Raw genomic sequence first — 25875 nt, 5'->3', positions numbered from 1 at the left:
CAAACGGCTTGCAGACAGGGCAGGCCGCGGGTGGTTCCGTACTGTAAGCAATCTTGTCACGCCATCAACGCATCGAGTCGCGCCAGCCACGGGTCACGCACGGCGGGCGGCACGAAGCTGGCCTCGAGACTGTTGCGCGCCACACGCGCCAATTCGGTACGGCTCAATCCCAGCGCACGTGCGGTTTCAACGTAATTCTGCGCGATGTAGCCACCGAAATACGCCGGATCATCAGAGTTGATCGTGAGCTTCAAACCGGCATCGAGCAGGCGTTTGAAGTTGTGGTCTTCCAGCCGTTCGAACACGCACAGCTTGATGTTCGACAAGGGGCACACGGTGAGCGCGATCTGGTCGCGCGCCAGCCGCCCGACCAGCGCGGCATCGGCTTCGCAGCGCACGCCGTGGTCGATACGCTCGGCCTTGAGCACGTCCAGCGCCTCGTAGATGTACTCAGGCGGCCCTTCCTCGCCGGCATGCGCCACGACATGCAAACCCAACTCACGGCAGCGCGCGAACAGCCGCGCAAACTTGGCCGGCGGGTGGCCCATTTCGGACGAGTCCAGGCCCACACCGTGAATGCGCGCACGATGCGGCAGCGCCTGCTCCAGCGTGGCAAAGCCTTCGTCTTCACTGAGATGGCGCAGAAAGCACAGGATCAAGCGCGAGGTGATGCCGAAGCGCCGCTCGGCTTCACGGCAGGCGCGCTCCAGGCCATCAAGCACGGTTTCGAAGGCCACACCACGTTCGGTATGGGTTTGCGGGTCGAAAAAAAACTCGGCGTGCACCACACCGTCGGCCTGTGCACGCTCGAAATATGCAGCCGCCAGATCGAAGAAATCCTGCTCCGTCACCAGCGCCGCGGCGCCGGCGTAATACAGGTCGAGAAAGCTCTGCAGATCGGAGAAATCGTAGGCCTTGCGGGTTTCCTCGACACTCACCCAGGGCAGCGGTACACCGTTGCGGCGTGCCAACTCGAACATCAACTCGGGCTCCAGCGTGCCTTCGATGTGCACATGCAGTTCAGCCTTCGGCAAGGCACGTACGTAGGTGTCGAGGTCCATGGCGGCTCCTTGCAATCAGCCCGTGCAGACACTGAAAGAATAGGGCACAGCCATGTCACGAGAGGCGGCCCGGCACAAAAAACAACGGCGGGCCGCAGCCCGCCGTTGAGGGTATCCGCTTCGAGGCGGATTACTTCAGAGCGGCCAGCGCAGCAGCGTAGTCCGGCTCGTTCTTGATCTCGGAGACCAGCTCGGAGTGCACGACCTTGTTGTTGGCATCGAGCACGACCACGCCACGGGCGCACACGCCAGCCAGCGGGCCCGAGGTGACGTCAACACCGTAAGCTTTCTTGAATTCACCGCCACGCATGGTGGACAGCGGCACGACGTTGGACAGGCCTTCGGCCGAGCAGAAACGCTTGGCAGCGAACGGCAGGTCGGCGGAGATCACCAGCACGACGGTGTCGGCCAGCTTGGAAGCTTCTTCGTTGAACTTGCGGGCCGAAGTGGCGCAGGTCGGGGTGTCCAGGCTCGGGACGATGTTCAGCACCTTGCGCTTGCCGGCGTAGCTGTCGAGCGTGACATCGCCGAGCTTGCCGTCGACCAGCGAGAAAGCGGGGGCGGTATCACCGACTTTGGGGAAGTTGCCGGCGACTTCGACGGGGTTGCCCGCGAGGGTAACTTGGCTCATGTGGAATTCTCCATTTCTGAGGGGGGTGGATCGCGGCTGTGATTTTGCACTGCTGTGCCGCGCTAAACTGCCGCAGAGTGTAGCACTTCGCACCCGACGGCAAGAGGCCGCGGGAACACCCTGAAACCCTTCGGAGCCGGCCCATGCACGGCAAGGCCACCACCTGGCTGCTCAACGCCGGCCACGCCATCGACCACATGTTCCTGCTGATCTTCGCCACCGCGGTGACGTCGATCGCGGCCGACTTCGGGCTGGCCCGCTGGGAAGATCTGATGCCGTGGGGCACGCTGGCCTTCCTGCTGTTTGGCCTGGGCGCGTTGCCGGCCGGGCGGCTAGGCGATCTGTGGGGGCGCCGGCCGATGATGATCGTGTTTTTCATCGGCATCGGCGTGGCCGCGATGCTGGTGAGCCTGGCGCGTTCGCCGCTGGAGATCGCCGTGGCGCTGGGGCTGCTCGGTGCCTTCGCCGCCATCTACCACCCGGTGGGCATTCCGATGCTGGTGCGCACCAGCCTGCGGCCGGGCTGGACCTTGGGCGTGAACGGCCTGGCCGGCAACCTCGGTGTGGCGCTGGCCGCGGTGGTCACCGGCTTTCTGGTCAAGCATCTGGGCTGGCGCGCGGCATTTGCGATACCCGGCCTGATCGCCGTCGGCTGCGGCATCGCCTTCGCGCTGCTGGCGCGCGACGACGCACTACCACCTTCGCGCCGCAAACGCGTGCAGGCCGACGTGCCGCGGCACCTGTTCCTGAGGCTTTTTCTGGTGATGACGCTGGCCGCCACCAGCGGCAGCCTGTTGTTCAATTTCTCGACCAACGGCAATTACGAGTTGCTGCGCGAGCGCCTCGTCGCCGTCACCGCAGACCCGGCCACGCTGGGCCTGCTGCTGGCGGCGGTGTATGCCGTGGCCTCCGTCGCGCAGCTGGCGCTCGGCTGGCTGATCGACCGCTTCCCGCTCAAGCCGCTCTATCTCGCGGTGATCGCGGTGCAAATTCCGCTGCTGGCCTTGGCGGCTTTTGCCGAAAGCTGGTGGCTGTACGCACTGCAGTTGCTGTTCATGATCGCCATCTTCGGTGCGATTCCCTTCACCGAGGCGATGATCGTGCGCTATGTGGATGACAGCATGCGCTCGCGCGTAGCCGGCATGCGGCTGGCGGTGTCGTTCAGCGCCAGCTCAGCGGCGGTGTGGATGCTCGGTCCGCTGGTGCGCGAAGCCGGCTTTTCCGCACTGTTGCTAGTGATGGCGGCGATCGCCTGCTGCACGCTGTTCACCGTGGCGTGGCTGCCGCCCACCCCGCCCGCGCACGAGGTCCCGGACGGTGAACGTTAGAATGGCGGTTCATAGCACTTGCCGCAGGTAACGCCCATGAGCACCGCCCCCGCACGACGCCCCCTGCTCAGCCAGGCCAGCCGGCCGCTGACGGTCACCATCCCGGCAACGAACGAGCACGGCGAAGAGGTGCCCACCGACATCGCCGGTGAGAACCCGCTGACCATCTACGTCGACAAGTGCGAACTGGTCACGCTGATGACGCTGGGCGCCGCGCCTGAAGCGCTGACCATCGGCTGGCTGCGCAATCAGCGCCTGGTCGACAGCCTCGACGAAATCGCCTCGGTGCAGGTCGACTGGGACGTCGATGCGGTATCCGTCACCACGCACCATGGCCTCAAGAACGCCGAAGAAAAACTCTCCACCCGCACCGTCACCACCGGCTGCGGCCAGGGCACGATGTTCGGTGACCTGATGGACGAAATCGACTCCATCGAATTGCCCGCCACACGCCACTTCTCGCAGGATCAGCTCTATGCGTTGATGGCCGCGGTGCGCCAGTACGACTCGATCTACAAGCAGGCCGGCGCGGTGCATGGCTGCGCGCTGGCGCAGACCAAGGGCGATGGCTGCGAGATCCTGATGTTTTTCGAAGACGTCGGCCGCCACAACGCGGTGGATGCCATCGCCGGCCAGATGTGGCTCGACGGGCTCGACGGCGGCGACAAGATCTTCTACACCACTGGCCGCCTGACCTCCGAGATGGTCATCAAGACCGCGCAGATGGGCATTCCGGTGCTGGTGTCGCGTTCGGGCCTGACGCGCATGGGCTGGGAGATTGCCAAGCAGGTCGGCCTCACCATGATCGGCCGCGCGCAGGGCAAGCATTACCTGCTGTTCACCGGCGAAGAGAGGTTTACGCGATGAACCGCGAAGTGAAGATCACCGGCGTGCTGCTGGCCGGCGGCCAGGGGCGTCGCATGGGCGGTGTAGACAAGGGTCTGGTGGAACTGCGCGGGCGGCCGATGGCGGCCTGGGTGCTCGAGCGCCTCGCCCCGCAGGTGGATGAGCTGCTGATCAACGCCAACCAGAACGCCGAGCGTTACGCGGCCTTCGGCCACGCGGTGTTCCCCGACGAGATCGACGGCTTTGCGGGCCCGCTCGCCGGCGTGCACGCCGCGCTGTCGCAGGCGCACCACCCGTTGGTGGTGACTGCGCCATGCGATTCGCCCTTTCTGCCCGAAGACCTGGTCGCCCGACTGTTGTCGGGGCTGTACGCGGCCGGCGCCGATCTGGCCGTGGCCAAGACCTTCGACCAGGCCCACCCGGTGTTCTGCCTGTGCCGGCGCGAGGTGCTGCCGCACCTCACCGCCTTTCTGTCGTCGGGCGGGCGCAAGATCGACCGCTGGTACGAAACCCTGAGCGTGGTCGAAGTGAACTTTGACGACGAGGAAGCCGCTTTTCGCAACATCAACACGCGCGCCGAACTCGACGAATTCGACGGCGCGTAAGCGCAGCCGCGGCGTTCAGTAAGTCTTGTCGCTCTCCGGGAACATGTCCCAGATGCGCACCATGCCGTTGTTGCCCTGCCAGTCGGCCGTTTGCGCGCGCTGCTGCACACGCTTGAACGATTCGAGGATGCCTTCCTCGCCCATCTCGCGCTCCACCGTCAGCAGGGTGCCTACCGGGTGCTCGCACAGGCCCGAGGCGTACTCCACCTCCTGATGCGCCACCGGCAGCGCTTCATCCAGCGACGGCGCACCGAAACGCTCGACCAGAAACTGCGCAAGCTTGCCGATGTGCGCCTCGTACTCGGCCTCGCTCACTTCGACGATGCGCACCACGGTGGCCCAGCCGAAGCTGTCCAGCCCCAGAAAGCCGTGACGAAAGGCCTGCGCGGCCTTACCGGTGAGGGTCGCGGGGTCTTCCTCGGCGAAGGCGAAGACGAACGAGCCGGTAACGGCCGGCTCGTCGAGCTGGGCGGCCGTGGAATACACGCGGTCGTCCGTGTCATCCAGGCGCGCTACCTGCAGAAATTTCATGCTTGCTCCAAAGTGCGCTCCGTCGGCAACACGCGCCGCGGCCGGAGCTGAGTGCGGGCGGCCGAATTCCCCGGCCGCCCGTGCGGACGAAGGTCAGTGCGTCGGCCGAACCACCGCGCCAGGGCTGCCGTGCGAGCCGCCTGTTCCCGCCGGCTCGGGCCGCACGCCCTTGGCAAGCTCTTCCTCAAGCCACAAGTCATGGTGCTGACGCGCCCAGTTCACATCGACGCGGCCGGTGGTCATGCCTTCGAGCACGCCCTCGGTGCCCAAGGTGCCGATGTACGCGTGGCCGAAGAACATGCCGATCCAGAGAATGGCGACGATGGCATGGATGCCCTGCGCAAGAGCCATGTCAGCACGCGACTGCCCCCAGATCGGGAAGTCGAGCACGAAGCCCGTCGCACTCACCACGATGCCGAACACGAAAACGCCGAGCCAGAACCAGGCTTTTTCGCCGCCGTTTGCCTTGCCTGCCGAGGGATGCTCGTTCCCCACGATGCCGCCGCCTTTCTTGAACCACTCGACGTCAGTGCGGTTGGGAATGTTGTGACGCATCCACAGCACGATCATCAGCAACAGGCCAACCGAGAAGGCCGGGCCGAGATAGTTGTGGATGTTCATGGCAATCGCCGCCCACCACGCAAAGCCCTCAGGCCCCATCAGCGGAATCAGCACATAGCGACCGAAGAGCATCGAAAGACCGGTGATGGCGAGCAGAATGAACGAGATTGCAACGGCCCAATGCAGCAGACGCTCATAGGCCTTCCAACGCTCGATGGTCATGCCGGAACGGCCGTGCTCGATCTTGTTGCGCCCGACCACGAGGAAGAACAGCAGGATCAACACCGGCACGGCGGCCACGAACCAGCCGCCATAGGTAACCAGCGGCCCGGTGCGGAACTGGCGCCAGGTCTCGCCGCTGTTGTTGATCAGCTTGTTGGTGACGTACGGCCCGCTTTGCACCGTGAAGCCCGGCATGCCCTCGCGCGCCTCGCGCCACGTGGTGGAGCGCGGGTTTTCGCTGTGGTCTCCGAAGGTCGTCGGGCCGGGGCTGGACTGGGCCATGACGTAGCCGATGCTCGGCAGGGCCATGGCCAGCGTCAGGATGGCCAGCAGGCCCCACAGCATCGAGCGCCACCGACGACGCTGCGAACTGGCTGTTTTCGATTCGTTCATGACGTGGACTCCTAACGGTCGGTCATGGCGGTCAATGCGCGTTGGCGCAGTGGCTCGGCACGCCGGTCAGCCGCCTCTTTGGTGGCGGAATCATCGTTCTGGCCCTTGTAAACACCGGGCTCATGCACCGTGACGCCCGAATCGCAGGCGGTCAGGAACAGTGCGGCAACCGCCAGCGCTGCAAGCATTGCTTTGAAAGGCATGGTCTCGCTCCTCGTGATTGTGGCCAGACATGCGCGGGCACAGGCACGCGCATGTCTGCTCGGGTCGATCAGGCCGCGCCGTACGCAGCCTGCCAGCCCCAGGTCTGCGGACGACCACCGCGGCGCATCACGCGCTTGCGGTAGATGTCTGCCACAACGTCGCCATCACCGGCGAGCAGTGCCTTGGTCGAGCACATTTCTGCGCACAACGGCAGCTTGCCTTCGGCAATCCGGTTGGTGCCGTACTTGGTCAGCTCGGCGTCGGAATGCGCGGGGTCCGGGCCGCCTGCACAGAAGGTGCATTTGTCCATCTTGCCGCGCACGCCGAAGGCGGTCTGCTTGGGATACTGCGGCGCGCCGAACGGACAGGCGTAGAAGCAGTACCCGCAACCGATGCACAGATCCTTGTCGTGCAGCACGATGCCGTCAGCGGTGGTGTAGAAGCAATCCACCGGACACACTGCCGCACAGGGCGCGTCGGTGCAGTGCATGCACGCCACCGACACCGACTTCTCGCCGGGCACGCCATCGTCCATGACGATGACGCGACGGCGGTTCACGCCCCAGGGCACCTCGTGCTCGTTCTTGCATGCCGTGACACACGCCTGGCATTCGATGCAGCGCTCGGCGTCACAGAGAAACTTCATTCTGGCCATGTTGGCTCTCCTCTATCTGTTCCGCGCTCAAGCGGCGACCACACGACACAGCGTGGTCTTGGTTTCCTGCATCATCGTGACGGCGTCATAGCCGTAGGTGGTCGTGGTGTTGGTCGATTCACCCCGCACATACGGTGCAGCCCCCTCGGGGTACTTCGCCAACAGATCCTGCCCCTGGAAGTGACCGCCGAAGTGGAATGGCGTGAATACCGTGCCGCGCCCTACGCGGTCGGTCACCAATGCCTTGATGCGGATGCGACCGCCTTCCGGGCCTTCGAGCCACACCGTCTGGCCATCGCGAACGCCGGCGTTGTTGGCGTCGGCCGGGTTGATCTCGACGAACATCTCCTGCTGCAGCTCGGCCAGCCACGGGTTGGAGCGCGTCTCGTCGCCACCGCCCTCGTACTCGACCAGACGCCCGGAGGTGTGCACCAGCGGGAATTCCTTGGAGTAGTCCTTGGCCTGCACCGACTTCCAGCGCGTAGGCAGCCGGTAGAAGGTCTTGCGATCGTCATACGTCGGAAACTCACCGACCAGGTCGTAACGCGGCGTATACAGCGGCTCGCGGTGAATCGGGATGGGGTCGGGGAAGTTCCACACGTGGGCACGCGCCTTGGCATTGCCGAAAGGATGGCAACCGTGTTTCATGGCGACGCGCTGGATGCCGCCCGAAAGGTCGGTGGTCCAGGTCTTGCCATCGGCCTCGGCTTTTTCCTCTGGCGTCAGGTCATCCCACCAGCCCAACTGCTTGAGCAGATCGGCAGTAAATTGCGGATAACCGTTCTCGATTTCCGCCCCCTTGGAGAACGAACCCTCGGCCAGCAGGTTGGCACCCTGGTATTCGTTTCCGAAGGAGTTGCGGAAGTTGCCGCCGCCCTCCATCACGTGCTTGCTGGTGTCGTAGAGAATGTGTGTGCCGGGATGCTTCAACTCCGGCGTGCCATAGCACGGCCAGGGCAGGCAATACGTCTCGCCGTCGAGGGGGCCGCCCTTGGCCTTCAGCGTCACCACGTCGAAAGTGTGCTGGTTGGCCATGTGCGCCTTGAGGCGCTCCGGGCTCTGGCCGGTGTAACCGATCGACCACGCCCCGCGGTTGATCTCGCGTAGCACCGACTCGGGGGTCGGCATGTTGTTCACGATCTCGTAGTTCTTGAACATCTCGTCGGCAAAACCGAGCTTCTTGGCGAACAGGTAGGCGATCTCGGCATCGGGCTTGTGCTCGTAGAGCGGCTCGATGACCTTCTCGCGCCACTGGATCGAGCGGTTCGATGCGGTACAGGAGCCCGCCTGCTCGAACTGCGTGGCCGCCGGAAGCAGGTAGGTGTTGTCCTTGCGGTCGTGCAGCACCGCCGACACCGTCGGATACGGGTCGATCACCACCAGCAGGTCGAGCTTCTCGAAAGCGCGCTTCATCTCGGGCTGGCGCGTCTGCGAGTTCGGCGCGTGCCCCCAGAACATGGCGGCGCGGATGTTGTCGCGCTGCTGGATGTTGGCCTTGTCTTCGAGCACGCCGTCGATCCAGCGCGAAACCGTGATGCCGCTGGTATACATCGGCTTGACCGTGCCACCCTTGCCGTCATCGAAATCGGTCTGATCGAAGCGCGCCTGCAAGTATTCGAAATCGACTCCCCATACGCGCGACCAATGCTTCCAGCCGCCTTCGGCCAACGGGTAGTAGCCCGGCAGGTTGTCGGGGTTGGGGCCGACGTCGGTGGCGCCCTGCACGTTGTCGTGACCACGGAAGATGTTGGCGCCGCCGCCTTCCTTGCCGATGTTGCCGAGGGCAAGCTGCAGACAGTTGTAGGCACGCACGTAGTTGCTGCCGATGGTGTGCTGCGTGCCGCCCATGCACCACACGAAGGTGCCCGGCCGGTTGTCGGCCATGGTCTTGGCGACCTCGTACAGCGCATCACGGCCTACGCCGGTCACCCGCTCGACTTCCTGCGGGTTCCATTTCTTGACCTCTTCGCGCACCTTGTCCATGCCATAGACGCGCTGGGCAATGTATTCCTTGTCTTCCCACTCGTTCTCGAAGACGTGCCACAGAATGCCCCACATCAGCGCCACGTCGGTGCCGGAGCGGAAGCGCACGTAGACGTCGGAATGCGCGGCGGTGCGCGTGAAGCGCGGGTCCATGACGATCAGCTTGGCGCCGCCTTCCTTGGAACGCAGGATCATCTGCATCGCCACCGGGTGGGCCTCGGCGGCGTTGGAGCCGCACATGATGATGCACTTGGACTTGTTGATATCGTTGTACGAGTTGGTCTGCGCGCCGTAGCCCCAGGTGTTGGCCACACCGGCCACCGTGGTGGAGTGGCAGATACGCGCCTGGTGGTCGCAGTTATTCGAGCCCCAGAAGGCGGCGAACTTGCGCTGCAGGTAGGCACCCTCGTTGTTGGCCTTGGACGAGCCGGCAAACCACAGCGAATCGGGGCCGGACTCTTCGCGCAGCGCCAGCAGCTTGTCACCGATCTCGTTGATGGCCTGATCCCAGCTGATGCGCGTCCATTTGCCGTCCACCATCTTCATCGGGTACTTCACCCGACGCTGACTGTGGCCATGATTGCGCAAGGCCGCGCCCTTGGCGCAGTGGGCGCCGAGGTTGATGGGGCTTTCGAAGGCCGGCTCCTGGCCGATCCACACGCCGTTCTGCACTTCGGCCACGGTGGAACAGCCCACCGAACAGTGACCGCAGATGGTTTTCACTTTCTTGATCTCGGCCTTGGGGTCGATGCTGCGCGCCGCCTTGGCTTTCTTGACCATGGTGCCCGGCAGGATGCCGGCCACCGCTGCGCCCCCGACGGCCAGGCCGGAGCCGCGCAAGAATGCGCGGCGGCTCACGGTCTTGCCGAGCAGCCCGGCGCCCAACGGGGCGGATGCCGTGCCGTTTTTCTTGACCAGCTTCATGGTGTGTCTCCTCACGGTTGGCTACAGCGGCACTGCGCCGCACCCAGCCTAGAATTGCGCCTTGGCGTAGTAGTCGCGGATGTGCTGCGTCTCGTGATAGCCGCTTGCGGCCTCCTCGGCAGGCGCCTCGACTTCGAGCGGCGCTGCCGTGGCCGGGCCCATGCCGGCCACCACCGCCACACCACCCCCGGTCATGGCCATCGACTTCATGAACTTGCGGCGGGATTCAACCCCGGCCACGTCGTCTTTGCTGTTCATTTCCGACTCCTCCTGTCGTAACCCATGCGGCAATGTCGTCGCCGCGACTCTTCAGGCCGGCTTACGCCGACATTGCATAGAACCGCCGCTCCAGCGTCAGAAACGCTGAACCGAGCGCTGCTACCGCGCGGTAGAAATCCGCGCTGGGCGCCTTGTCGATGTCCTCGAAAAGCTGCCCCATCCAGTTGTCGACGTGGCGCTGGAAAACCTCTTTCTGCCAGTCGAGATCCACATCTTCGTCGTGCACCACGAAACCCATGATTTCGCACACCGCCCCGGCGTGATCCTCGGTTTCGCAGCTGCCTTCGCGCAGCCCGATGCCCAGCCGCTCGAGGTCTTCGCGCAGCAGCACCAGCGGGCGCGAGGCGATCGACTGATCGAGGTACCACGATGAATACGGCGTGATCTCCCCACACCCGACGCCGATGAAGAGCGCCTGATACTCGTCCGCCAGCGCTGCGTCATCGGCCGTACGTGCGGCTTCGGCAAGCTGCGCCCAGGCTTCGCTGATGGCATCGCCGTGACGGGTCTCCGAGCCGATGGCGATCATGCGCTGGCGCAGCTCCGGCGTCGGCGGCCCCATCAGCAGGCGGCCAAGCAGCGTCCAGGTGCCGGAACGCAAGGCGTCGACATCGGTATCGCGAGGGGTTTCGACGGTGTTTTCGAGCATCGCTGTGCCTTATCTGGGACCGAACCAGCGCGGCTTGGAGCCGCCCTTGAGGTCGTCTGCAAACATGTCCACCACACGGCAATCACCGCACATCTTGAGACGGCGCAACGCCTCTTCGGACTGGAACATGTGGTGGCCGGAAAGCTTCTCGGTCATGCGGCCAATCACGCTCTGGGTGGCGAAGGGCTTGCCGCAGCGCACGCAGCAGAAGGGCTCTTCCTCGTTCAGCACACGCGGCTTGCGACGCTCTTCCCAGTCGAAGGTGAAACGCGCTTCGAGCGTGATGGCGTCTTCGGGGCAGGCCTTGGCACACAGGCCGCACTGCACGCACAAGTCTTCGGTGAAGGACAGCTGCGGCTTGTCACCGGCATCGGTAATGGCCCGCGTGGGGCACACCTGCGAACACGACATGCACAGCGTACAGGCCTGCTTGTTGACCTCGATCTGCCCGAACGGCGCACCTGCCGGCAAAGCGACCGTGCGCGGGTTCTCGGGTGACTGGTCGTAGAGGTGATCGAGCGCCAGACGCAGGCTGCCGCGCTTCTCGTTGAAGGTGTCGAACGTGGCCGGTTTGCGCACGGCGGGCTGAAGCGCGCGCTCGAACACGGCGGCCGCATCGTCTTCCACCCCAAGCCACACCAGACGACTGCTGTCGAGTCCCATGGCGTCGAGAATCGGCGCGGCAAAGCGGATCTGTTCGGCCATTGCGGCACGCACGGTGGGCGGCACGCTGGCGGTGTCGAGCAGCACGATTTCCGCCGCACCGTAGGCGAATGCGGCAAACCAGGTGTCCATGCCGGCCGCGCCGATCTCGGACAACTGCACCGGCAGCGCGCGCGCCGGCAGCTGCGGGCCGAGGGCGCGCAGACGCTCGAGGCCGTCTTCTTCGTCGTGAAGCACCAGCACGGGCTTTTCGCCACCGGCGTCACGGTAGGCGAAGAGCATGCGCTTGATGCGCGAAATCTGGTCGCGCGGTCCGGGGTAGGCGTAGGTCATCGCCCCGGTCGGGCACACGCTGGTACAGGTGCCGGCGCCTTGGCAGAGATAGGGGTCAACGTCGACCAGATCACCGAGCGAACGGATCGCGCCGGTCGGACAGGCGTCGAGACAGCGCGTACAGCCGGTCAGACCGGAATCGCCATGCGCACAGATGTCAGCGTTGTAGGCGAAGAAACGCGGCTTCTCGAACTCGCCGGTCATCTCCGGCATTTCCGCCAGCATGTGGCTCAGGCGCGCTGCGTCGCCACGCGGTGCGTAGTAGCCAAAGGGCGAAACTTCATGCTCGATGGCCGGCTCGCGGCGCAGGTCGAGCACCAGATCGAACCACGGCTGCTCGGGGCGCGACAGGCCGGCCGGCGACACCGCCTGGCCGTTGGGGAGCGTGACCGTACAGGAGAACTTGCCCAGGTGGCCGCTGATGTCAGCCGGCTCGCCACGCACCACCATCACGCGCGCATCATCGGCCTTGGCGGCGCGGGCTGCATCCGAAAGGCTGGCGCTGGCTGCCGCGGTCGGCAGCACCGTACAGTGCAGGTGTTCACGCAGCGCGTCTGCGCATTCCAGCGCTTCGTGCTCGGGGCCGACGATCAGCGCATAGCCAGTCGAGCGGTAGGCCACCAGCGAAGTGGCTTCGACGTCGACGGAATACGCGGCCTGCAAGGCAGCCAGGCGCGGGGCAGACTCCGGCTCGCCAGAACGGAATACGGGATCGTCGTACAGGCTGGACAGATCGGTCATGTGGCCTCGGGATCAGTGGCAACGCGAGCCGCCACGGTGGGTCGGCCCGACGCTTCGCCGGACTGCAAACGGCGCTGCAGCGTGCCATCGGCTTCGGCGCGGGCAAGGTATTCGGCTTCCAGATCGGGCGTCTTTTCACCCCGGAACTGGGCAGCCACACGGGCTTCGAGCTCTTCCTGCGACACTGTCACGCCCTGGCCCAGCAGGCGCTCGTAGAGCTTGCCGGCCTCGCGTGCGATGGCCGATTTGAGGTCATGCGGCACCATGTCGCCCATCGGAGTGAAGTTGGTGTAATCCTCGGCGTACTCGGCACACAGGCAATACACGTTGTACTTCGGGCTCATGAAGATCTTGTTGAGCGCACGCATGCGCAGCGCCGCCGAGATGTTCTTGGCCATGAACATCGAGACATCCGAATCGGCCGTGAGGCTCTCGACGTCGGGCATGTCGGCGTCGGTCAGTTCGGATTTGCGCTTGCCGGTACGTGGGTCGATGGGGTCGTCATCGACCTCGGGCGCCTCGGCTTGCAGGGGCGCAACGGCAACCGGCTCGACCACGGCCTCGGAGGTCTGCAGCCCGCGTTTGCGGCGCGACCAGCGCGACAGAAAATTGCCCGACTCAGCCCGCTCGGCAGGCATCTTCGCCTCGTTCATGTGCCGTCCTCCGCGAAATCGCCGACTGCCGCGTCGTACAAGGCCTTGCTGCGTTGCTTGCCACGACCTTTGCCGCCTTTGCGTTTGGGCTCGTAGTGCGCCGTCACGAACTGCTCCAGCCAGCGGTAGACTTCCGGCGGCATCTCCGCCGACAGCACGATCTCGTCGGACGAACGCAGGTTGGTGCAATCGAGGTTCTGGGCGCGGTCCAGGCTCACCGTCACCTCGAACGGCTGCATGCCGTGCTCGGGGCTGAAGCGCGCGATGACATACACCTCGGGACGGTCACCGCCGAGGTTGAGGGCGTAATCCTCTGCTTGCGCAGGGTGCAGGCGAATCGAAAAGCCACGCCACAGAAAAAGCTCGGCGGACGGCGTGGAGCGCACGCACACGCCAGAGCGCTCGGCCGCTGCGAAATGTTCGCCCACCACGATGCCGGTCACGTGCCAGAGCATTGAATCTGCCGCCCGCTCGCGGCCGGGCGAGGCAAGCATCACCGCCACGGGCAGAACCGCGTCGTGGGCCCACATGTCGGCGGTGGTTTCCGCCGGATGCAGATCAGTCTCCATGAGCACCTCCTATGCAGCGATGTGCCTATCGTTTTTATAGATGATAGCGACTGACATGCCAATAAGGGCATACGGGTTAATACGTGTTCACACAGCGGAGCACGCGACCCGTAAAAACCTCATTGGATGATATTTATTCTTTTTATACAGCGGCTTGATCAAACCCCTTCACTCACGCCTCACCGCTCCAGAAAATCTGATCGTCATTCCGGAATGACATGTTCAATTGCGCGCACGGCACCCCAGCTGGCGTACCGGCCCTGTCGCCTCGGTTCCCGAACGTGGGTGGTCAAGGGAGCTGCCGCAACAACGGCAAGTTCCCGTACCGCCCGCGTTCAGGTGTTTTCGATCGAAATTTTCGGGAAGCCCAGCGCGCTGCCTGCCTGTCGCAGTGCCAGACGCGCAGCCATACTGCGAGCCACTTCGCGGTAGGCCTCTGCCAGAGTGCCGTCCGGGTCGGCGACGACAGTGGGCTTGCCACTGTCGGCTTGCTCGCGGATGCGGATGTCGAGCGGCAGCGAGCCCAGCAGATCGAGCCCGTGCTTGCGTGCGAGCTTTTCGCCGCCGCCTGCGCCGAAGATGTGCTCTTCGTGGCCGCACTCGCTGCAGCAGTGCATCCCCATGTTCTCGATCACGCCCAGCACCGGCACGCCCACCTTGGCAAACATGCGGTAGCCGCGGTTGGCGTCGAGCAAGGCGATATCCTGCGGCGTGGTGACGACCACCGCACCGGCTACCTTGACGCGCTGCGCCAGCGACAGCTGGATGTCTCCGGTGCCGGGCGGCATGTCGACGATCAGGTAATCGAGATCGTGCCACTCGGTGTCGCGCAGAAGCTGGTCGAGTGCCTGTGTGGCCATCGCACCGCGCCACACCATGGGCTCTTCCTCGTCGATGAGGAAGCCCGCGGACATGGTCTGCACGCCGTACTGCGTGAGCGGCTGGAAACGCTTGCCGTCCTTCGACGACGGACGGCCGGAAATGCCGAGCATGCGCGGCAGGCTGGGGCCGTAGATGTCGGCATCAAGCATGCCGACACGTGCGCCTTCGTCCGAAAGCGCCAGGGCAAGGTTCACCGCGGTGGTCGATTTACCCACCCCGCCCTTGCCGGAAGACACGGCGATGATGTTGCGCACGCCCGGAATCGCGCTCGGATCGTCGGCCGCCTCACGCGGGCCGATGCGGCTGGTGATATCCACGTCCACGCTGCGCACCCCCGGCAGCGGCATCACGGCCGCGCGCACCGTATCGCGCAGCGCCATGGCCATACGCCGCACGGGGAAGCCCAGCACCAGCGCGATGCGCACGCAATCACCATCCAGATGAATGGCCTCGACGCAGCCAGCCGACACGAGATCGCGCTGCAGATGGGGTTCGATGATGCCTGCGAGGGCTGCCTCGACAGCCTGGCGATTGAGCTCGCTCATAAAAACTCCTTGTCACTTCCAGCGCGCAGGGCGGTGGCCTTGGCGGCGCGCCTGCGGCTCCTATAATCAAACCCTGCCGAAGCGCTTCGGAGGGGGCGATGCATTTCAAATCCGGCCGTTCGGCCTTGCTGCTGCTGTGTCTGTGCGCAAGCGCCTCGATTGCGCTGGCCTCGTCCGGGCAGGTGCTGCTGCGCGCCATCCTCGACCATCAACCCGCCCGCGTGGCCATTCTGCTCGATCAAGGCGTTTCGCCCGAAGCGGTCAGCGAAGACGGCGAATCACGCGGCAAGACGGCATTGATGCATGCCGCCGAAACCGGCCAACTCGACATCGTCCGCATGTTGCTGCAATACGGCGCCGTCGTCGATCGCGGCAACCCGAAAGGCGGCACCGCGTTAATGTACGCGGCCGTGGCCGGTCAGACCGACATCATCCAGACACTGGTGCAGGCCGGGGCCGACCCCGATCATCGCGTGCGCCACGGCTGGAGCCCGCTTCTGCTGGCCACCGCGAAAGGCCACGTGGCGAGCGTGCAGGCCCTCGTGCGCCTGGGCGCGGACCCACAAACACGCGACGTGTACGGCTGGAACCTGCTGATGCACGCCACCGACCGCGCAGACGTCGACATGATGCGCGCCCTGCTGGAACTCGGCCTCGATCCGCAGGCCACCGACGACGCCGGCAACACCGCCATGACGCTCGCCGAGCGCAGCAATCGCCCGGAGCTGCTCGCGCTGCTGAAGAATGCGTTGCCCACCCGCTGACGCGGCCCGCATCAGCACGTCACGACGTTCGCGCAGAATTCCTCCAGCCGCTGCACACGCACCTCGCCAGCCAGCGGCTGGGCCGCGTTGCCCCTCGGGTACTGCAGGCTCAGCCGCGCACCAAAGGCCTTGAAGAAACGCTGGAACATCTCGCCCCCGAGTGTGCCCACGGCATACAGGCCATCGCTACCCGCATCGTGCTCCAGCACGATGGCCGCCAAGGGCTGATCCGCCGGCCCGTCAAGCACCGCTGCGCCGGTGGCCGGGTCGTAGCGGCTGTTCTCGGAGCAACAACTGATGACACCCGCCATCGGCTCGGCATCCGTGCGCGCCGGGCGGAACGAAATATGGGTGATGGCGGGGGTGGGGTGCGTCATCTTGTGTGCGCAGATTGCCGAATATGCCACCAGCGAGCGCTGCGGCCCCACGCCGCCGGGCCAGTCGTAGCGTGTTCCGGAGACGGTCTGCAAGGTCTTGCGCGCCTCGACCGGGCGGCCAAGGTTGATCAGGAAACACGGGGTGGCGGGGAAAGGATAATTGAAGACGTACTGCTCGCCGGCGATCACGGCCGCAGCCTTGAGTGGCAGTCCCTGGTCGTCCAGCAGTTGCACGCGGCCGTAATTCTGCAGCGACGCGGTGGCCGGCAGGCTGAGCGCCCCGCCGGCAAACAGGCCGGCACTGATCGAACACCCTTTGACGAAAGCGCGACGGTCCATGGCTTCACTCCACAGGCGCCGGTGACGCGCTCGTCGCGCGCCGTGCTCACCCTGCGCGGCTTACGGCCTCACGGCGGCCGAGACAATGGCCTTCAATGAACGCAGCCACGGCCGCCGGATCATTCAGATCAAGACGCGGCAAGCCGCCGGTGTCCAGGTCAGGCGAATCCGTCGCCACTGCGACGATGTTCGGGTCGTCGGGGAACATCAAGGACTCGCACGCCTCTTCACGATAGATCTCGATCTTGTCGATTGAAGCACGCTTGAAGCCCTCGATCAGCGCGATGTCGCAGTCCGACAGCTTGCCCAGCAGGGCGTCGAGCGACATTTCCGGCTCGGCATTGCGCAGTTCGTGCATCAACACCCAGCGATTGCTCGAGCTTACGACCACTTCCTTGCAACCGGCCTGACGGTGGCGCCATGAATCCTTGCCGGGCTGATCGACGTCGAATTCATGGTGCGCGTGTTTGATCAGCGAGGTCACCACCCCGCGCGCGGTCAGTTCGCGCACGACGCGCTCGATGAGCGTGGTCTTGCCGCTGCCGGACCAACCCGCAAAACCCATTACCTGCACGGCACGACTCCTGCGGGCAAACAAACGGTAAAGGGCTGGAGCTTCATGTGGATCCTTGATGTATAGCAGCGTGCGTCCGACTCTGCCTCGCCGAACGGCGGCCGGCCAGGGGCGGCGGTGGAATCCGCGAATGATACCCGAGCCACCGCCGATCACTCATTACCGGCCGCGACCGCCCGGCACATCGCCAACGGCGATCAACGCGCCATCGCTTCCAGGCGGACGATTCGCTCGCGCGTATCGGGGTGGGTGGAGAACAGGCCGCGCATGCCGCCGGAGAGCGGGTTCATGATCATCATCTGGCCCGTCTCGGGGTGGCGCTCGGCGGTTTCCATGGGGATGCCCCGGGCGTAGGAGTCGATCTTGGCGAGCGCACTGGCGAGCGCCAGCGGGTCGCCGGAAATCTCGGCACCGCCGCGGTCGGCACCGAATTCACGGGTGCGTGAAATCGCCATCTGGATGATCATCGCCGCAATCGGGGCGAGAATCATCACCAGAATCGCCAGCGCCGGATGAGGGCGATCTTCGCCGCGGCCGCCGAAGAACATGCCGAACTGCGCCAACACCGAAATGGCACCGGCCACAGTGGCCGACATGGTCGAAATCAGGATGTCGCGGTTCTTCACGTGCGCCAGCTCATGCGCCATCACACCCCGCAGCTCGCGCTCGGAAAGCATGCGGATGATGCCGGTGGTGGCTGCCACGGCGGCGTTGTCTGGATTGCGCCCGGTGGCGAAGGCATTGGGCTGCTGCTCGTCGATGATGTACACCTTGGGCATCGGCAGATCAGCCCGCTGCGCAAGCTCGCGCACCATGTTGTACAGGTAGGGCGAATTGGTCTCATCCACTTCGCGCGCCTTGTACATGCGCAGCACCATCTTGTCCGAGAACCAGTACGCCCACAGATTGGTCGCGCCGCCAAACAGCAGCGCCAGCAGCATGCCCTGCTGACCGCCGATCATCGCGCCCACGGCGCCGAACAGCGCGACGATGCCGGCCATCAGCATCGAAGTCTTGATCCAGTTTCCGAACATCAGCGTTTCCTTCGCGAGTGGGGTAACGGCTCTTAGATGGGGCGCCCGCCGGCCGGTTTCAATTGCTCGCGGAAACGAAGCGCTCGCCGGCCGTCAGTGCGAAACCACGCAGAAACTCCTCGGCCCCCATGCGCCGGCTGCCCGGCCTCTGCAGCTCGGTGACGCACAAGGCACCGTCGCCGCACGCAATCACCACACCCTCGGCATCCGCCGCCAGCACTTCACCGGGAGCCCCTCGGCTGGCCACCACGCTGGCGCGCCAGATTTTGACCGGCGTACCGCGCAGATCCGACACGGCACCAGGGAAGGGGTCGAACGCGCGCACGCGCCGATCCAGCACCTCGGCGGGCTCGCGCCAGTCGATGGCGCTCTCGGCCTTGGCGATCTTGGCGGCGTAGGTCACGCCCGCTTCGGGTTGCGGCGTGGCGAGCAGAGGCCCGGCAGACAGGGCGTGCAGCGCTTCGACGATCATCTCGCCACCCAGCACCGCCAGACGGTCGTGCAGACTGCCGGTGGTGTCGTGCGGGGCGATGACAAGGGCGCGCTCGAGCAGCATTGCGCCAGTATCGAGGCCTTCATCCATCTGCATGATGGTGATGCCCGTCTGCGCGTCGCCGGCTTCGATGGCACGGTGAATGGGCGCCGCGCCGCGCCAGCGCGGCAGCAGCGAGGCGTGGATGTTGAGGCATCCCAGGCGCGGAATGCTCAGCGCCTCGGGCGGCAGAATGATGCCGTAGGCCGCCACCACCAGCACATCCGGCGCGCAATCGGCAAGCGCCATGCGCTGCTCGGGCGTGCGCAGCTTTTCAGGCTGATCGACGGCAATGCCGGCGTCCAGCGCAACGCGCTTGACCGGGCTCGGGGTGAGCTTCATGCCGCGACCGGCGGGGCGGTCCGGCTGGGTGAGCACCAGCGGCACTTCGAAGCCGGCAGCCAGAATGGCGCGCAGCGTCACCGCTGCGAACTCCGGCGTGCCGGCGAACGCGACGCGCAAATCGCGCGCCATCAGGCAGTGATCCGCGACCGCTTGACGAGCTTGCCCTTGATGCGCGTCTGCTTGAGCTGCGACAGGTGCTCGACGAAGACCTTGCCATCAAGGTGATCGATTTCGTGCTGGATGCACACTGCGAGCAGGCCATCGGCTTCCAGCTCGAAGCGCTCGCCCTTCTCGTTGAGTGCCGCCACCCGTACCTCGGCCGCGCGCGTGACTTTCTCGTAGATGCCCGGCACCGACAGGCATCCTTCCTCGCACACCTGTTCGCCCGATTTTTCGAGAATTTCAGGGTTGATGAAGGCCATCAGGCCGGTGTGATCCTCGGTGACGTCGATGACCACCACACGCTTGTGTACATTGACTTGCGTGGCAGCCAGACCGATGCCCGGCGCCTCGTACATGGTCTCGGCCATGTCGGCCACCAGCTTGCGGATGCCATCATCAACGACGGCAACCGGAGCGGCCTTTTTATGCAGCCTCGGATCGGGATATCGCAGGATGGGAAGAAGCGCCATTTTGAATGCTTGCCGGTTGGTGGTTTTTACGTGCAGAATCGGTTTCGCTCGCGGCATGCCAGCCGCGTAGCCTTACCGGGCACAGGAATGAGCCCGCGGGTTGGATGCTTTTGACGGTGCCGGGGTTCCGGCCTCGCAGCTCACTTGCCTGTTACGGAATCGGATGATGACCCGCATTATATTCCCTCTTCTGTGCGCCGCCGCGACCCTCTTCGCGAGCCCGGCCTTCGCCCAAGCCGAGGCGATCCACCCCAACGCCCCCGACACCTACACGGTCAAGCGCGGCGACACGCTGTGGGACATCTCGAAGCGCTTCCTGCAACAGCCGTGGCGCTGGCCCGAAGTGTGGCAGATGAACCGCGACGAGGTTAAGAACCCGCACCTGATCTACCCGGGCCAGGTCATCGTGCTCGACCGCGCCAGCGGGCGCCTGTCGATCGGGCGCGTACTCACCGACCAGCGCCTTTCGCCGCAAGTTCACTCCGAGCCGGTAGCGCGGGCCATCCCGAGCATTCCGCTGGCCGATATCGAACCGTTCCTGGCACGCCAGCTGATCGTCGACGATGCGGACCTGGCCGGCGCGGGCACCGTCATCGCCGCCGAAAATCAGCGCGTGTATACGGGCGAGGGCGACACCATCTTCGCCAAGGACATTGAGCCCGGCGTCGAGGCCTGGCAGATCTTCCGCCCAGCCCGTCCGCTTGTCGATCCGGTCACCAACGAAGTGCTCGCTTACGAGGCGCATTACCTGGGTGAGGCCCGCGTCACCGAAGCCGCCCGCGTCTCTGCAAACGGCAACAACGTTCCCGCCACCTTGAAAGTGGTCACGGCGGTCGAAGAAATCGGCCCCAACGACCGCCTGCTGCGCATCGATCAGCCGCGCATCCTGTCTTACGTGCCGCACGCCACGACGCACGAGATCGACGGGCGCGTAATCGGCATCTATCGCGGCGTTGCCGAAACCGGCCGTCACCACGTCGTGACGCTGAACCTCGGCGCCGACGACAATCTCGAAGTGGGTCATGTAGTGGCCCTGCACCGCGTGCGCGGCGCAATCACCTACAAAGGCGATTCCACGACCAAGGAAAGCTTCGAACTGCCGAACCAGCGCTACGGCGCCGCCTTCGTCTTCCGCGTCTTCAACCGCGTCGCCTACGCTCTGGTGATGGATACCGACGGCCATGTCTCCGTGGGAGACCTCGTGCGTCGCCCTTGATGAGCGATCACTCGGCGTGGCTGCGCCTGACCTTGGTGCCGGGCGTCAGTGCCGCCACGCAACGCGCCTTGCTGGCGGCCTTCGGGCCGCCTGAACAGGTTCTCGACACCGCTCGCACCAATCTGGTCAGCGTTGCCGGCCAAACCGCGGCAGACCGGCTGCTGGCCGGCCCGGATGCCGCGCTGCTCGAAACCACGCTGGCCTGGTTGTCCGAGCCGCATCATCACCTGATCACCCTGGCAGACGCCAACTACCCCTCGGCACTGCTCGAAATCTCCGACCCGCCCAGCGTGCTCTACGTGGTGGGCGATGCAACGCTGTTCGATCAACCCATGCTGGCCATGGTCGGCGCCCGCTCCGCCACGCCACAAGGCATGGACAACGCCCGCGCGTTCGCGCGCAGCCTTGCTGACGCCGGCCTCACCATCGTCAGCGGCCTCGCCATGGGCATCGACACCGCCGCGCACCGCGGGGCGCTGGAAGCCCCACAAGGCAAGACGGTGGCGGTCATCGGCACCGGGGCCGACCGCGTCTATCCAGCACGCAATCGCGATCTGGCGCATCAGATCGCCGCACGCGGCGCCATCGTCAGTGAATTCCCACTCGGCACCCCGCCCGTTGCGCACAACTTTCCGCGCCGCAACCGCATCATTGCCGGGCTGGCGCGCGGCGTGCTGGTGGTGGAGGCGGCCACCGACAGCGGCTCGCTTATCACCGCGCGCCTGGCCGGCGAGAACGGGCGCGAGGTGATGGCCATCCCCGGCTCCATCCATTCACCCCTGTCGCGCGGCAGCCACCGCCTGATTCGCGATGGCGCAAAGCTGGTCGAGACCGCCGCCGACGTGCTGGACGAACTGCGCTGGAGTACCCCGCGCGCCGCCACTGCGCCAACGCAAACAGCGCCGCCGCCGGCGGACCCTCAGGCTGCCGCAGTGCTTGAAGCGATGGGCTTTGACCCGGTCACCCCGGAGGCGCTCGTCGAGCGTTGCGGCTTGACGCTGGATGCGCTGTACGCCATCCTGCTCGCGCTGGAACTCGAAGGCCGCGTCGGCAGTCTTCCCGGCTCCCGCTTCCAGCGCCTCTGATTCCGCTCCCATTTCCATGTTCGACATCCTCGTCTATCTCTTCGAAAACGATCTGCATCCCGAATCCGTCCAGGCCGACGAAGAGCTCGTCGGCACGCTGTCCGACGCCGGTTTCGACGATGAAGAGATTTCCGAAGCGCTGAGCTGGCTTTCCGAACTGCGCGATGTCGCCACCGAACCGATGGCGCTGGAACCCCAAGCCGATTCGATGCGCATCTTCACGGCCGACGAAGAGGCACGTCTGGATGTCGAATGCCGCGGTTTTCTGGCGTTTCTCGAGAACAGCGGCGCCCTAGACGCTGCCACACGCGAGTTCGTCATCGGCCGCGCCCTTGCACTCGAAGGCTTCCGGCTGGACATCCACCGCCTCAAGGTCATCGTGCTGATGGTTCTGTGGCAGCAGGAACGCCCCCTCGACGTGCTGATTCTCGACGAGTTGCTGACCGGCGCGGAAGACGCCGACGACGCGCTGCTGCAGTAAACAATTCCGGTAGCGCGCTTGCACGCGCCGAAGCGGCCTGCTTATCATGCGCCGCGTACGGCTGGCGATTTCGCCAGCCTCAATCAATTGAAGGGGGCCGCAGGCTCCCGCAAGGCTAGCCCACTGGCATGAGCAAGCAACTGATCATCGCGGAAAAACCCTCGGTCGCGCAGGACATCGCCCGCGCACTGGGCGGTTTCACCAAGGAAAAGGACTACTTCGAGTCGGAGCACTACGTCCTGTCCTCGGCGGTCGGCCACCTGCTCGAGCTGGCCGTGCCCGAAGAATTCGAAGTCAAACGCGGCAAATGGACCTTCGCCCATCTGCCGATGATCCCGCCGCACTTCGCGCTCAAACCCATCGAGAAAACCGACGACCGCCTTAAGCTGCTCACCCGGCTGATCAAGCGCAAGGACGTCGAAGGCCTCATCAATGCATGTGACGCGGGACGTGAAGGCGAGTTGATCTTCAACTTCATCGTCGAGCACTCCAAGACCAAGAAGCCGATCCAGCGCCTGTGGCTGCAATCGATGACGCCGGCCGCGATCCGCGACGGCTTTGCCAGCCTGCGCAGCGCGGCAGAGGTCGAAGGCCTGCGCTCAGCTGCGGTGTGCCGCGCCGAGTCCGACTGGCTGGTGGGCATCAACGGCACGCGCGCCATGACCGCCTTCAACTCGAAGAGCGGCGGCTTCCACCTGACCACCGTCGGGCGCGTGCAGACGCCGACGCTGGCCATCGTGGTGGAGCGCGAAAACCGCATCCGCAAGTTCAAGTCCCGCGATTACTGGGAAATCGAAGCCGAATTCGGCTGCAAGGCCGGCACGTATGTCGGCCGCTGGTTCGACGAAGGTTTCAAGAAACCCGAGGGCGACGAACACGCCACCGCTTTCCGCCTGTGGGAGAAGGACACCGCCGAAGGCATCCGCGCCAAATGCGAAGGCAAGCCGGGCGAAGTCACCGAAGAGGCCAAGCCGTCGACGCAGATGTCGCCGCTGCTGTTCGACCTCACCAGCCTGCAGCGCGAAGCCAACGGCCGCTTCGGCTTCTCGGCGCGCGCCACGCTGCAGCTGGCGCAGGCGCTGTACGAGCGCCACAAGGTGCTGACCTATCCGCGTACCGATGCGCGTGCGCTGCCAGAAGACTACGTCGCCACCGTCAAGGACGTGCTGCGCGAGCTGCCGCAGGCCTACGCCCCGTTCGCCAACGAGATCGTCAAGAACGACTGGGTCAAGCCGAACAAGCGCATCTTCAACAACGCCAAGATCTCCGATCACTTCGCCATCATCCCCACCGGCGTGGCGCCGAAGAGCCTGTCCGAACCCGAGCAGAAGCTGTACGACCTGGTCGTGAAGCGCTTTCTCGCGGTGTTCTTCCCGGCGGCGGAGTTCCGCGTCACCACGCGCATCACCCGCGTCGAAGGCCATGCCTTCAAGACCGAGGGCAAGGTGCTGGTGAAGCCGGGCTGGCTCGCCATCTACGGCAAGGAAGCCGTGTCGGAAGAAGGCGGCGGCGACCAACTGGTGGCCGTCGATCAGCGCGAGAAAGTCAGCACCGACGACATCGCCGTGAAGTCACTGCAGACCAAGCCGCCCGCGCGCTACAACGAAGCCACGCTACTGTCGGCCATGGAAGGCGCCGGCAAGATGGTGGATGACGAGGAGCTGCGCGCCGCCATGAGCGAACGCGGCCTCGGCACGCCAGCCACGCGCGCGCAGACCATCGAAGGGCTGATCACCGAGCAGTACATCCTGCGCGAAGGCCGCGAGCTGATCCCCACCGCCAAGGCCTTCTCGCTCATCACGCTGCTCAAGGGCCTGGGCGTGAGCTCGCTGACCTCGCCGGAACTGACTGGTGGCTGGGAGCACAAGCTTGCCCGCATGGAGCGCGGCGAGCTGTCGCGCGAAGCCTTCATGGGCGAAATCGCCGAGATGGCGCGCGAGATCGTCGAGAAGGCCAAGCGTTATGAATCCGACACCATTCCCGGCGACTTCGCCACGCTGAAGGCACCGTGCCCGAAATGCGGCGGCGTGGTGAAAGAAAACTACAAGAAGTTCGCCTGCCAGAAGTGCGACTGGAGCGCCTGGAAGATCGTCGCCAGCCGCCAGTTCGAGATCGAAGAGATCGAAACCCTGCTGACCGAGCGCCGCGTCGGCCCGCTGATGGGCTTCCGCAGCAAGATGGGCCGCGCCTTCAACGCCGAGATCAAGCTCAACGACGAGCAGCAGCCCGAGTTCGATTTCGGTCAGCCGAAAGAGGGTGAAGAGGCTGAGGCACCGGATTTCTCGGATCAGCAGCCCCTCGGGCCGTGCCCGAAATGTCAGAGCCGCGTCTTCGAGCACGGCATGGCCTACGTGTGCGAGAAATCCGTCGGCCCCGAAAAGAACTGCGACTTCCGCTCCGGCAAGATCATCCTGCAGCAGCCGATCGAGCGCGAGCAGATGGTGAAACTGCTCACCGACGGCAAGACCGAGTTGCTCAAGGGCTTCGTCTCGAGCCGCACGCGCCGCAAGTTCTCGGCGTTTCTGGTGCGCGGCAAGGACGGCAAGGTCGGCTTCGAATTCGAGCCGCGCAAGCCCAAAGCCGGTGCCAAGGAAGGCGCAAAAGAGAGGGACAAGGCAGCGGGCGACGCTGCCGAGGCTCCGAAGAAAAAGCGTGTCGCCAAAGCCAAAACCTGAAGCTTGGCTCACCCAATAAAGAAGGCCCTGCCGTCACCGGCAGGGCCTTCTTGTTTTCAAGGCGAGTGCAGCGGCTTTATTTGGTTTCGAGCAGGCTACGCAGCATCCACGCGGTTTTCTCGTGCAACTGCATGCGCTGCGTCAGCAGATCGGCGCTGGGCTCGTCGCTGGCGGCATCCACCACCGGCATCAGGCTGCGCGCGGTCTTGATCACCGTTTCATGGCCCTTAACCAGATGACGGATCATGTCTTCAGCCGACGGCACGCCCTTGGGCTCCTTCAGACTGCTGAGCTTGACGAACTCGGCGTAGGTGCCCGGCGCCGGGAAGCCCAGGGCACGAATCCGCTCGGCAATCGAATCGACGGCCAGCGCAAGCTCGGTGTACTGCCCCTCGAACATCAGGTGCAGGGTGTTGAACATCGGGCCGGTGACGTTCCAGTGGAAGTTGTGGGTGGTCAGGTACAGCGTGTAGCTGTCGGCGAGCAGGCGCGACAGGCCGTCGGCAATTTGCGCACGATCTTTCTTGCCGATTCCGATATCGATATCCATACATTCCTCCGTG

At 64.9% G+C, this 25875-nt stretch carries 27 protein-coding genes; 8 read left to right on the top strand and 19 right to left on the bottom strand.

The features are described from left to right. Positions 1-56: 56 nt before the first annotated feature. Together AC6H0W_RS03065 and tpx are read right to left on the bottom strand one after the other, a co-directional pair. A complete protein-coding gene (locus AC6H0W_RS03065) occupies positions 57-1061 on the bottom strand; it encodes an adenosine deaminase (protein ID WP_497575644.1) in 1005 nt (334 codons plus the stop codon). 130 nt (positions 1062-1191) lie between these two features. Continuing rightward, positions 1192-1692 carry a thiol peroxidase gene (gene tpx, locus AC6H0W_RS03060; protein ID WP_497575643.1) on the bottom strand — a complete coding sequence of 167 codons (501 nt, stop codon included), beginning with the start codon at positions 1690-1692 and terminating at the stop codon, positions 1192-1194. Between the two features lie 143 nt (positions 1693-1835). Between tpx and AC6H0W_RS03055 the strand changes: the two genes are divergently transcribed. From AC6H0W_RS03055 to mobA, 3 genes are read left to right on the top strand one after another with little or no spacing between them, the layout of a single operon-like run. Next, positions 1836-3020 carry an MFS transporter gene (locus AC6H0W_RS03055; protein ID WP_497575642.1) on the top strand — a complete coding sequence of 395 codons (1185 nt, stop codon included), beginning with the start codon at positions 1836-1838 and terminating at the stop codon, positions 3018-3020. A gap of 36 nt (positions 3021-3056) precedes the next feature. Continuing rightward, positions 3057-3887: a formate dehydrogenase accessory sulfurtransferase FdhD gene (locus tag AC6H0W_RS03050; protein ID WP_497575641.1), complete on the top strand. Its 831-nt coding sequence runs from the start codon at positions 3057-3059 to the stop codon at positions 3885-3887. Continuing rightward, positions 3884-4471 carry a molybdenum cofactor guanylyltransferase MobA gene (gene mobA, locus AC6H0W_RS03045; RefSeq protein WP_497575640.1) on the top strand — a complete coding sequence of 196 codons (588 nt, stop codon included), beginning with the start codon at positions 3884-3886 and terminating at the stop codon, positions 4469-4471. The genes AC6H0W_RS03050 and mobA overlap by 4 nt, the downstream gene beginning before the upstream one ends. A 15-nt stretch (positions 4472-4486) precedes the next feature. On the opposite strand, the gene AC6H0W_RS03040 is transcribed toward mobA, so the two are convergent. The 11 genes from AC6H0W_RS03040 to apbC all read right to left on the bottom strand — a co-directional run bounded on the left by AC6H0W_RS03040 (position 4487) and on the right by apbC (position 15258). Beyond that, the gene (locus AC6H0W_RS03040; protein ID WP_497575639.1) at positions 4487-5002 is read right to left on the bottom strand and encodes a DUF6505 family protein; all 516 of its coding nucleotides are present in this window, start codon (positions 5000-5002) and stop codon (positions 4487-4489) included. A 93-nt stretch (positions 5003-5095) separates the two neighbouring features. Further along, the gene (locus AC6H0W_RS03035) at positions 5096-6178 is read right to left on the bottom strand and encodes a formate dehydrogenase subunit gamma (protein ID WP_497575638.1); all 1083 of its coding nucleotides are present in this window, start codon (positions 6176-6178) and stop codon (positions 5096-5098) included. An 11-nt stretch (positions 6179-6189) separates the two neighbouring features. Continuing rightward, positions 6190-6381 carry a hypothetical protein gene (locus AC6H0W_RS03030; RefSeq protein WP_497575637.1) on the bottom strand — a complete coding sequence of 64 codons (192 nt, stop codon included), beginning with the start codon at positions 6379-6381 and terminating at the stop codon, positions 6190-6192. 68 nt (positions 6382-6449) lie between these two features. Beyond that, positions 6450-7037 carry a formate dehydrogenase FDH3 subunit beta gene (fdh3B, locus tag AC6H0W_RS03025; protein ID WP_497575636.1) on the bottom strand — a complete coding sequence of 196 codons (588 nt, stop codon included), beginning with the start codon at positions 7035-7037 and terminating at the stop codon, positions 6450-6452. Positions 7038-7064: 27 nt separating this feature from the next. Then, positions 7065-9944 (bottom strand): formate dehydrogenase subunit alpha, encoded by a 2880-nt coding sequence (locus AC6H0W_RS03020; RefSeq protein WP_497575635.1) that lies wholly within the window; start codon positions 9942-9944, stop codon positions 7065-7067. Between the two features lie 48 nt (positions 9945-9992). Further along, entirely contained in the window at positions 9993-10202 is a 210-nt protein-coding gene (locus tag AC6H0W_RS03015) for a hypothetical protein (protein WP_497575634.1), read from the bottom strand. 61 nt (positions 10203-10263) lie between these two features. Then, the gene (locus AC6H0W_RS03010; protein ID WP_497575633.1) at positions 10264-10872 is read right to left on the bottom strand and encodes a TorD/DmsD family molecular chaperone; all 609 of its coding nucleotides are present in this window, start codon (positions 10870-10872) and stop codon (positions 10264-10266) included. Positions 10873-10881: 9 nt separating this feature from the next. Further along, positions 10882-12609 (bottom strand): 4Fe-4S binding protein, encoded by a 1728-nt coding sequence (locus AC6H0W_RS03005; RefSeq protein ID WP_497575632.1) that lies wholly within the window; start codon positions 12607-12609, stop codon positions 10882-10884. Next, positions 12606-13262, bottom strand: coding sequence for a DUF3306 domain-containing protein (locus tag AC6H0W_RS03000; RefSeq protein WP_497575631.1), 657 nt, complete (start codon positions 13260-13262; stop codon positions 12606-12608). The genes AC6H0W_RS03005 and AC6H0W_RS03000 overlap by 4 nt, the downstream gene beginning before the upstream one ends. Further along, complete coding sequence (locus AC6H0W_RS02995; RefSeq protein WP_497575630.1) at positions 13259-13831, bottom strand: DUF3305 domain-containing protein; 573 nt, start codon at positions 13829-13831, stop codon at positions 13259-13261. Before AC6H0W_RS02995 ends, AC6H0W_RS03000 begins: the two co-directional genes overlap by 4 nt. Positions 13832-14166: 335 nt before the next feature. Beyond that, entirely contained in the window at positions 14167-15258 is a 1092-nt protein-coding gene (apbC, locus tag AC6H0W_RS02990; RefSeq protein WP_497575629.1) for an iron-sulfur cluster carrier protein ApbC, read from the bottom strand. A 98-nt stretch (positions 15259-15356) separates the two neighbouring features. On the opposite strand from apbC, the gene AC6H0W_RS02985 reads away from it, so the two are divergent. Further along, entirely contained in the window at positions 15357-16022 is a 666-nt protein-coding gene (locus AC6H0W_RS02985) for an ankyrin repeat domain-containing protein (protein ID WP_497575628.1), read from the top strand. 11 nt (positions 16023-16033) lie between these two features. Here the strand turns inward: AC6H0W_RS02985 and AC6H0W_RS02980 are convergent, their stop codons facing one another. From AC6H0W_RS02980 to def, 5 genes are all read right to left on the bottom strand, one after another. Beyond that, entirely contained in the window at positions 16034-16738 is a 705-nt protein-coding gene (locus AC6H0W_RS02980; RefSeq protein ID WP_497575627.1) for a Rieske (2Fe-2S) protein, read from the bottom strand. A gap of 46 nt (positions 16739-16784) precedes the next feature. Further along, entirely contained in the window at positions 16785-17312 is a 528-nt protein-coding gene (mobB, locus tag AC6H0W_RS02975; RefSeq protein ID WP_497575626.1) for a molybdopterin-guanine dinucleotide biosynthesis protein B, read from the bottom strand. 197 nt (positions 17313-17509) lie between these two features. Next, the gene (gene htpX, locus AC6H0W_RS02970; RefSeq protein WP_497575625.1) at positions 17510-18346 is read right to left on the bottom strand and encodes a zinc metalloprotease HtpX; all 837 of its coding nucleotides are present in this window, start codon (positions 18344-18346) and stop codon (positions 17510-17512) included. A gap of 58 nt (positions 18347-18404) precedes the next feature. Then, a complete protein-coding gene (gene fmt / locus AC6H0W_RS02965; RefSeq protein WP_497575624.1) occupies positions 18405-19352 on the bottom strand; it encodes a methionyl-tRNA formyltransferase in 948 nt (315 codons plus the stop codon). Next, a complete protein-coding gene (gene def / locus AC6H0W_RS02960; RefSeq protein ID WP_497575623.1) occupies positions 19352-19855 on the bottom strand; it encodes a peptide deformylase in 504 nt (167 codons plus the stop codon). Before def ends, fmt begins: the two co-directional genes overlap by 1 nt. Before the next feature lie 166 nt (positions 19856-20021). Between def and AC6H0W_RS02955 the strand changes: the two genes are divergently transcribed. The 4 genes from AC6H0W_RS02955 (at position 20022) to AC6H0W_RS02940 (ending at position 25312) form a co-directional block, all read left to right on the top strand. Then, positions 20022-21071, top strand: coding sequence for a LysM peptidoglycan-binding domain-containing protein (locus AC6H0W_RS02955; RefSeq protein ID WP_497575622.1), 1050 nt, complete (start codon positions 20022-20024; stop codon positions 21069-21071). After that, a complete protein-coding gene (dprA, locus tag AC6H0W_RS02950) occupies positions 21071-22156 on the top strand; it encodes a DNA-processing protein DprA (RefSeq protein ID WP_497575621.1) in 1086 nt (361 codons plus the stop codon). The genes AC6H0W_RS02955 and dprA overlap by 1 nt, the downstream gene beginning before the upstream one ends. Before the next feature lie 16 nt (positions 22157-22172). Continuing rightward, positions 22173-22637, top strand: coding sequence for a Smg family protein (locus AC6H0W_RS02945; protein ID WP_497575620.1), 465 nt, complete (start codon positions 22173-22175; stop codon positions 22635-22637). Between the two features lie 128 nt (positions 22638-22765). Then, the gene (locus AC6H0W_RS02940; RefSeq protein WP_497575619.1) at positions 22766-25312 is read left to right on the top strand and encodes a DNA topoisomerase III; all 2547 of its coding nucleotides are present in this window, start codon (positions 22766-22768) and stop codon (positions 25310-25312) included. A 76-nt stretch (positions 25313-25388) separates the two neighbouring features. On the opposite strand, the gene AC6H0W_RS02935 is transcribed toward AC6H0W_RS02940, so the two are convergent. Beyond that, positions 25389-25862, bottom strand: a complete 474-nt coding sequence (locus tag AC6H0W_RS02935) for a Dps family protein (protein WP_497575618.1) — start codon at positions 25860-25862, stop codon at positions 25389-25391. Positions 25863-25875 lie beyond the last annotated feature (13 nt).

It is taken from the genome of Pseudazoarcus sp. NS20, from assembly GCF_059703745.1.
The sequence above is the reverse complement of the archived record's forward strand: the minus strand, read 5'-3'. Positions and strand labels throughout refer to the sequence as shown.

Excerpts from the sequence above, each read along its gene's own strand:
- fmt (WP_497575624.1), bottom strand. The coding sequence starts at position 19,352 with ATGGCGCGCGATTTGCGCGTCGCGTTCGCCGGCACGCCGGAGTTCGCA.
- AC6H0W_RS03020 (WP_497575635.1), bottom strand. The coding sequence starts at position 9,944 with ATGAAGCTGGTCAAGAAAAACGGCACGGCATCCGCCCCGTTGGGCGCC.
- AC6H0W_RS03030 (WP_497575637.1), bottom strand. The coding sequence starts at position 6,381 with ATGCCTTTCAAAGCAATGCTTGCAGCGCTGGCGGTTGCCGCACTGTTC.
- apbC (WP_497575629.1), bottom strand. The coding sequence starts at position 15,258 with ATGAGCGAGCTCAATCGCCAGGCTGTCGAGGCAGCCCTCGCAGGCATC.
- AC6H0W_RS03015 (WP_497575634.1), bottom strand. The coding sequence starts at position 10,202 with ATGAACAGCAAAGACGACGTGGCCGGGGTTGAATCCCGCCGCAAGTTC.
- AC6H0W_RS03040 (WP_497575639.1), bottom strand. The coding sequence starts at position 5,002 with ATGAAATTTCTGCAGGTAGCGCGCCTGGATGACACGGACGACCGCGTG.
- tpx (WP_497575643.1), bottom strand. The coding sequence starts at position 1,692 with ATGAGCCAAGTTACCCTCGCGGGCAACCCCGTCGAAGTCGCCGGCAAC.
- AC6H0W_RS02985 (WP_497575628.1), top strand. The coding sequence starts at position 15,357 with ATGCATTTCAAATCCGGCCGTTCGGCCTTGCTGCTGCTGTGTCTGTGC.
- AC6H0W_RS03010 (WP_497575633.1), bottom strand. The coding sequence starts at position 10,872 with ATGCTCGAAAACACCGTCGAAACCCCTCGCGATACCGATGTCGACGCC.
- AC6H0W_RS02945 (WP_497575620.1), top strand. The coding sequence starts at position 22,173 with ATGTTCGACATCCTCGTCTATCTCTTCGAAAACGATCTGCATCCCGAA.
- AC6H0W_RS03055 (WP_497575642.1), top strand. The coding sequence starts at position 1,836 with ATGCACGGCAAGGCCACCACCTGGCTGCTCAACGCCGGCCACGCCATC.
- def (WP_497575623.1), bottom strand. The coding sequence starts at position 19,855 with ATGGCGCTTCTTCCCATCCTGCGATATCCCGATCCGAGGCTGCATAAA.
- mobA (WP_497575640.1), top strand. The coding sequence starts at position 3,884 with ATGAACCGCGAAGTGAAGATCACCGGCGTGCTGCTGGCCGGCGGCCAG.
- AC6H0W_RS03050 (WP_497575641.1), top strand. The coding sequence starts at position 3,057 with ATGAGCACCGCCCCCGCACGACGCCCCCTGCTCAGCCAGGCCAGCCGG.
- htpX (WP_497575625.1), bottom strand. The coding sequence starts at position 18,346 with ATGTTCGGAAACTGGATCAAGACTTCGATGCTGATGGCCGGCATCGTC.
- AC6H0W_RS03000 (WP_497575631.1), bottom strand. The coding sequence starts at position 13,262 with ATGAACGAGGCGAAGATGCCTGCCGAGCGGGCTGAGTCGGGCAATTTT.
- fdh3B (WP_497575636.1), bottom strand. The coding sequence starts at position 7,037 with ATGGCCAGAATGAAGTTTCTCTGTGACGCCGAGCGCTGCATCGAATGC.
- dprA (WP_497575621.1), top strand. The coding sequence starts at position 21,071 with ATGAGCGATCACTCGGCGTGGCTGCGCCTGACCTTGGTGCCGGGCGTC.
- AC6H0W_RS02980 (WP_497575627.1), bottom strand. The coding sequence starts at position 16,738 with ATGGACCGTCGCGCTTTCGTCAAAGGGTGTTCGATCAGTGCCGGCCTG.
- AC6H0W_RS02940 (WP_497575619.1), top strand. The coding sequence starts at position 22,766 with ATGAGCAAGCAACTGATCATCGCGGAAAAACCCTCGGTCGCGCAGGAC.
- AC6H0W_RS03035 (WP_497575638.1), bottom strand. The coding sequence starts at position 6,178 with ATGAACGAATCGAAAACAGCCAGTTCGCAGCGTCGTCGGTGGCGCTCG.
- AC6H0W_RS03065 (WP_497575644.1), bottom strand. The coding sequence starts at position 1,061 with ATGGACCTCGACACCTACGTACGTGCCTTGCCGAAGGCTGAACTGCAT.
- AC6H0W_RS02935 (WP_497575618.1), bottom strand. The coding sequence starts at position 25,862 with ATGGATATCGATATCGGAATCGGCAAGAAAGATCGTGCGCAAATTGCC.
- AC6H0W_RS02995 (WP_497575630.1), bottom strand. The coding sequence starts at position 13,831 with ATGGAGACTGATCTGCATCCGGCGGAAACCACCGCCGACATGTGGGCC.
- AC6H0W_RS02955 (WP_497575622.1), top strand. The coding sequence starts at position 20,022 with ATGACCCGCATTATATTCCCTCTTCTGTGCGCCGCCGCGACCCTCTTC.
- AC6H0W_RS03005 (WP_497575632.1), bottom strand. The coding sequence starts at position 12,609 with ATGACCGATCTGTCCAGCCTGTACGACGATCCCGTATTCCGTTCTGGC.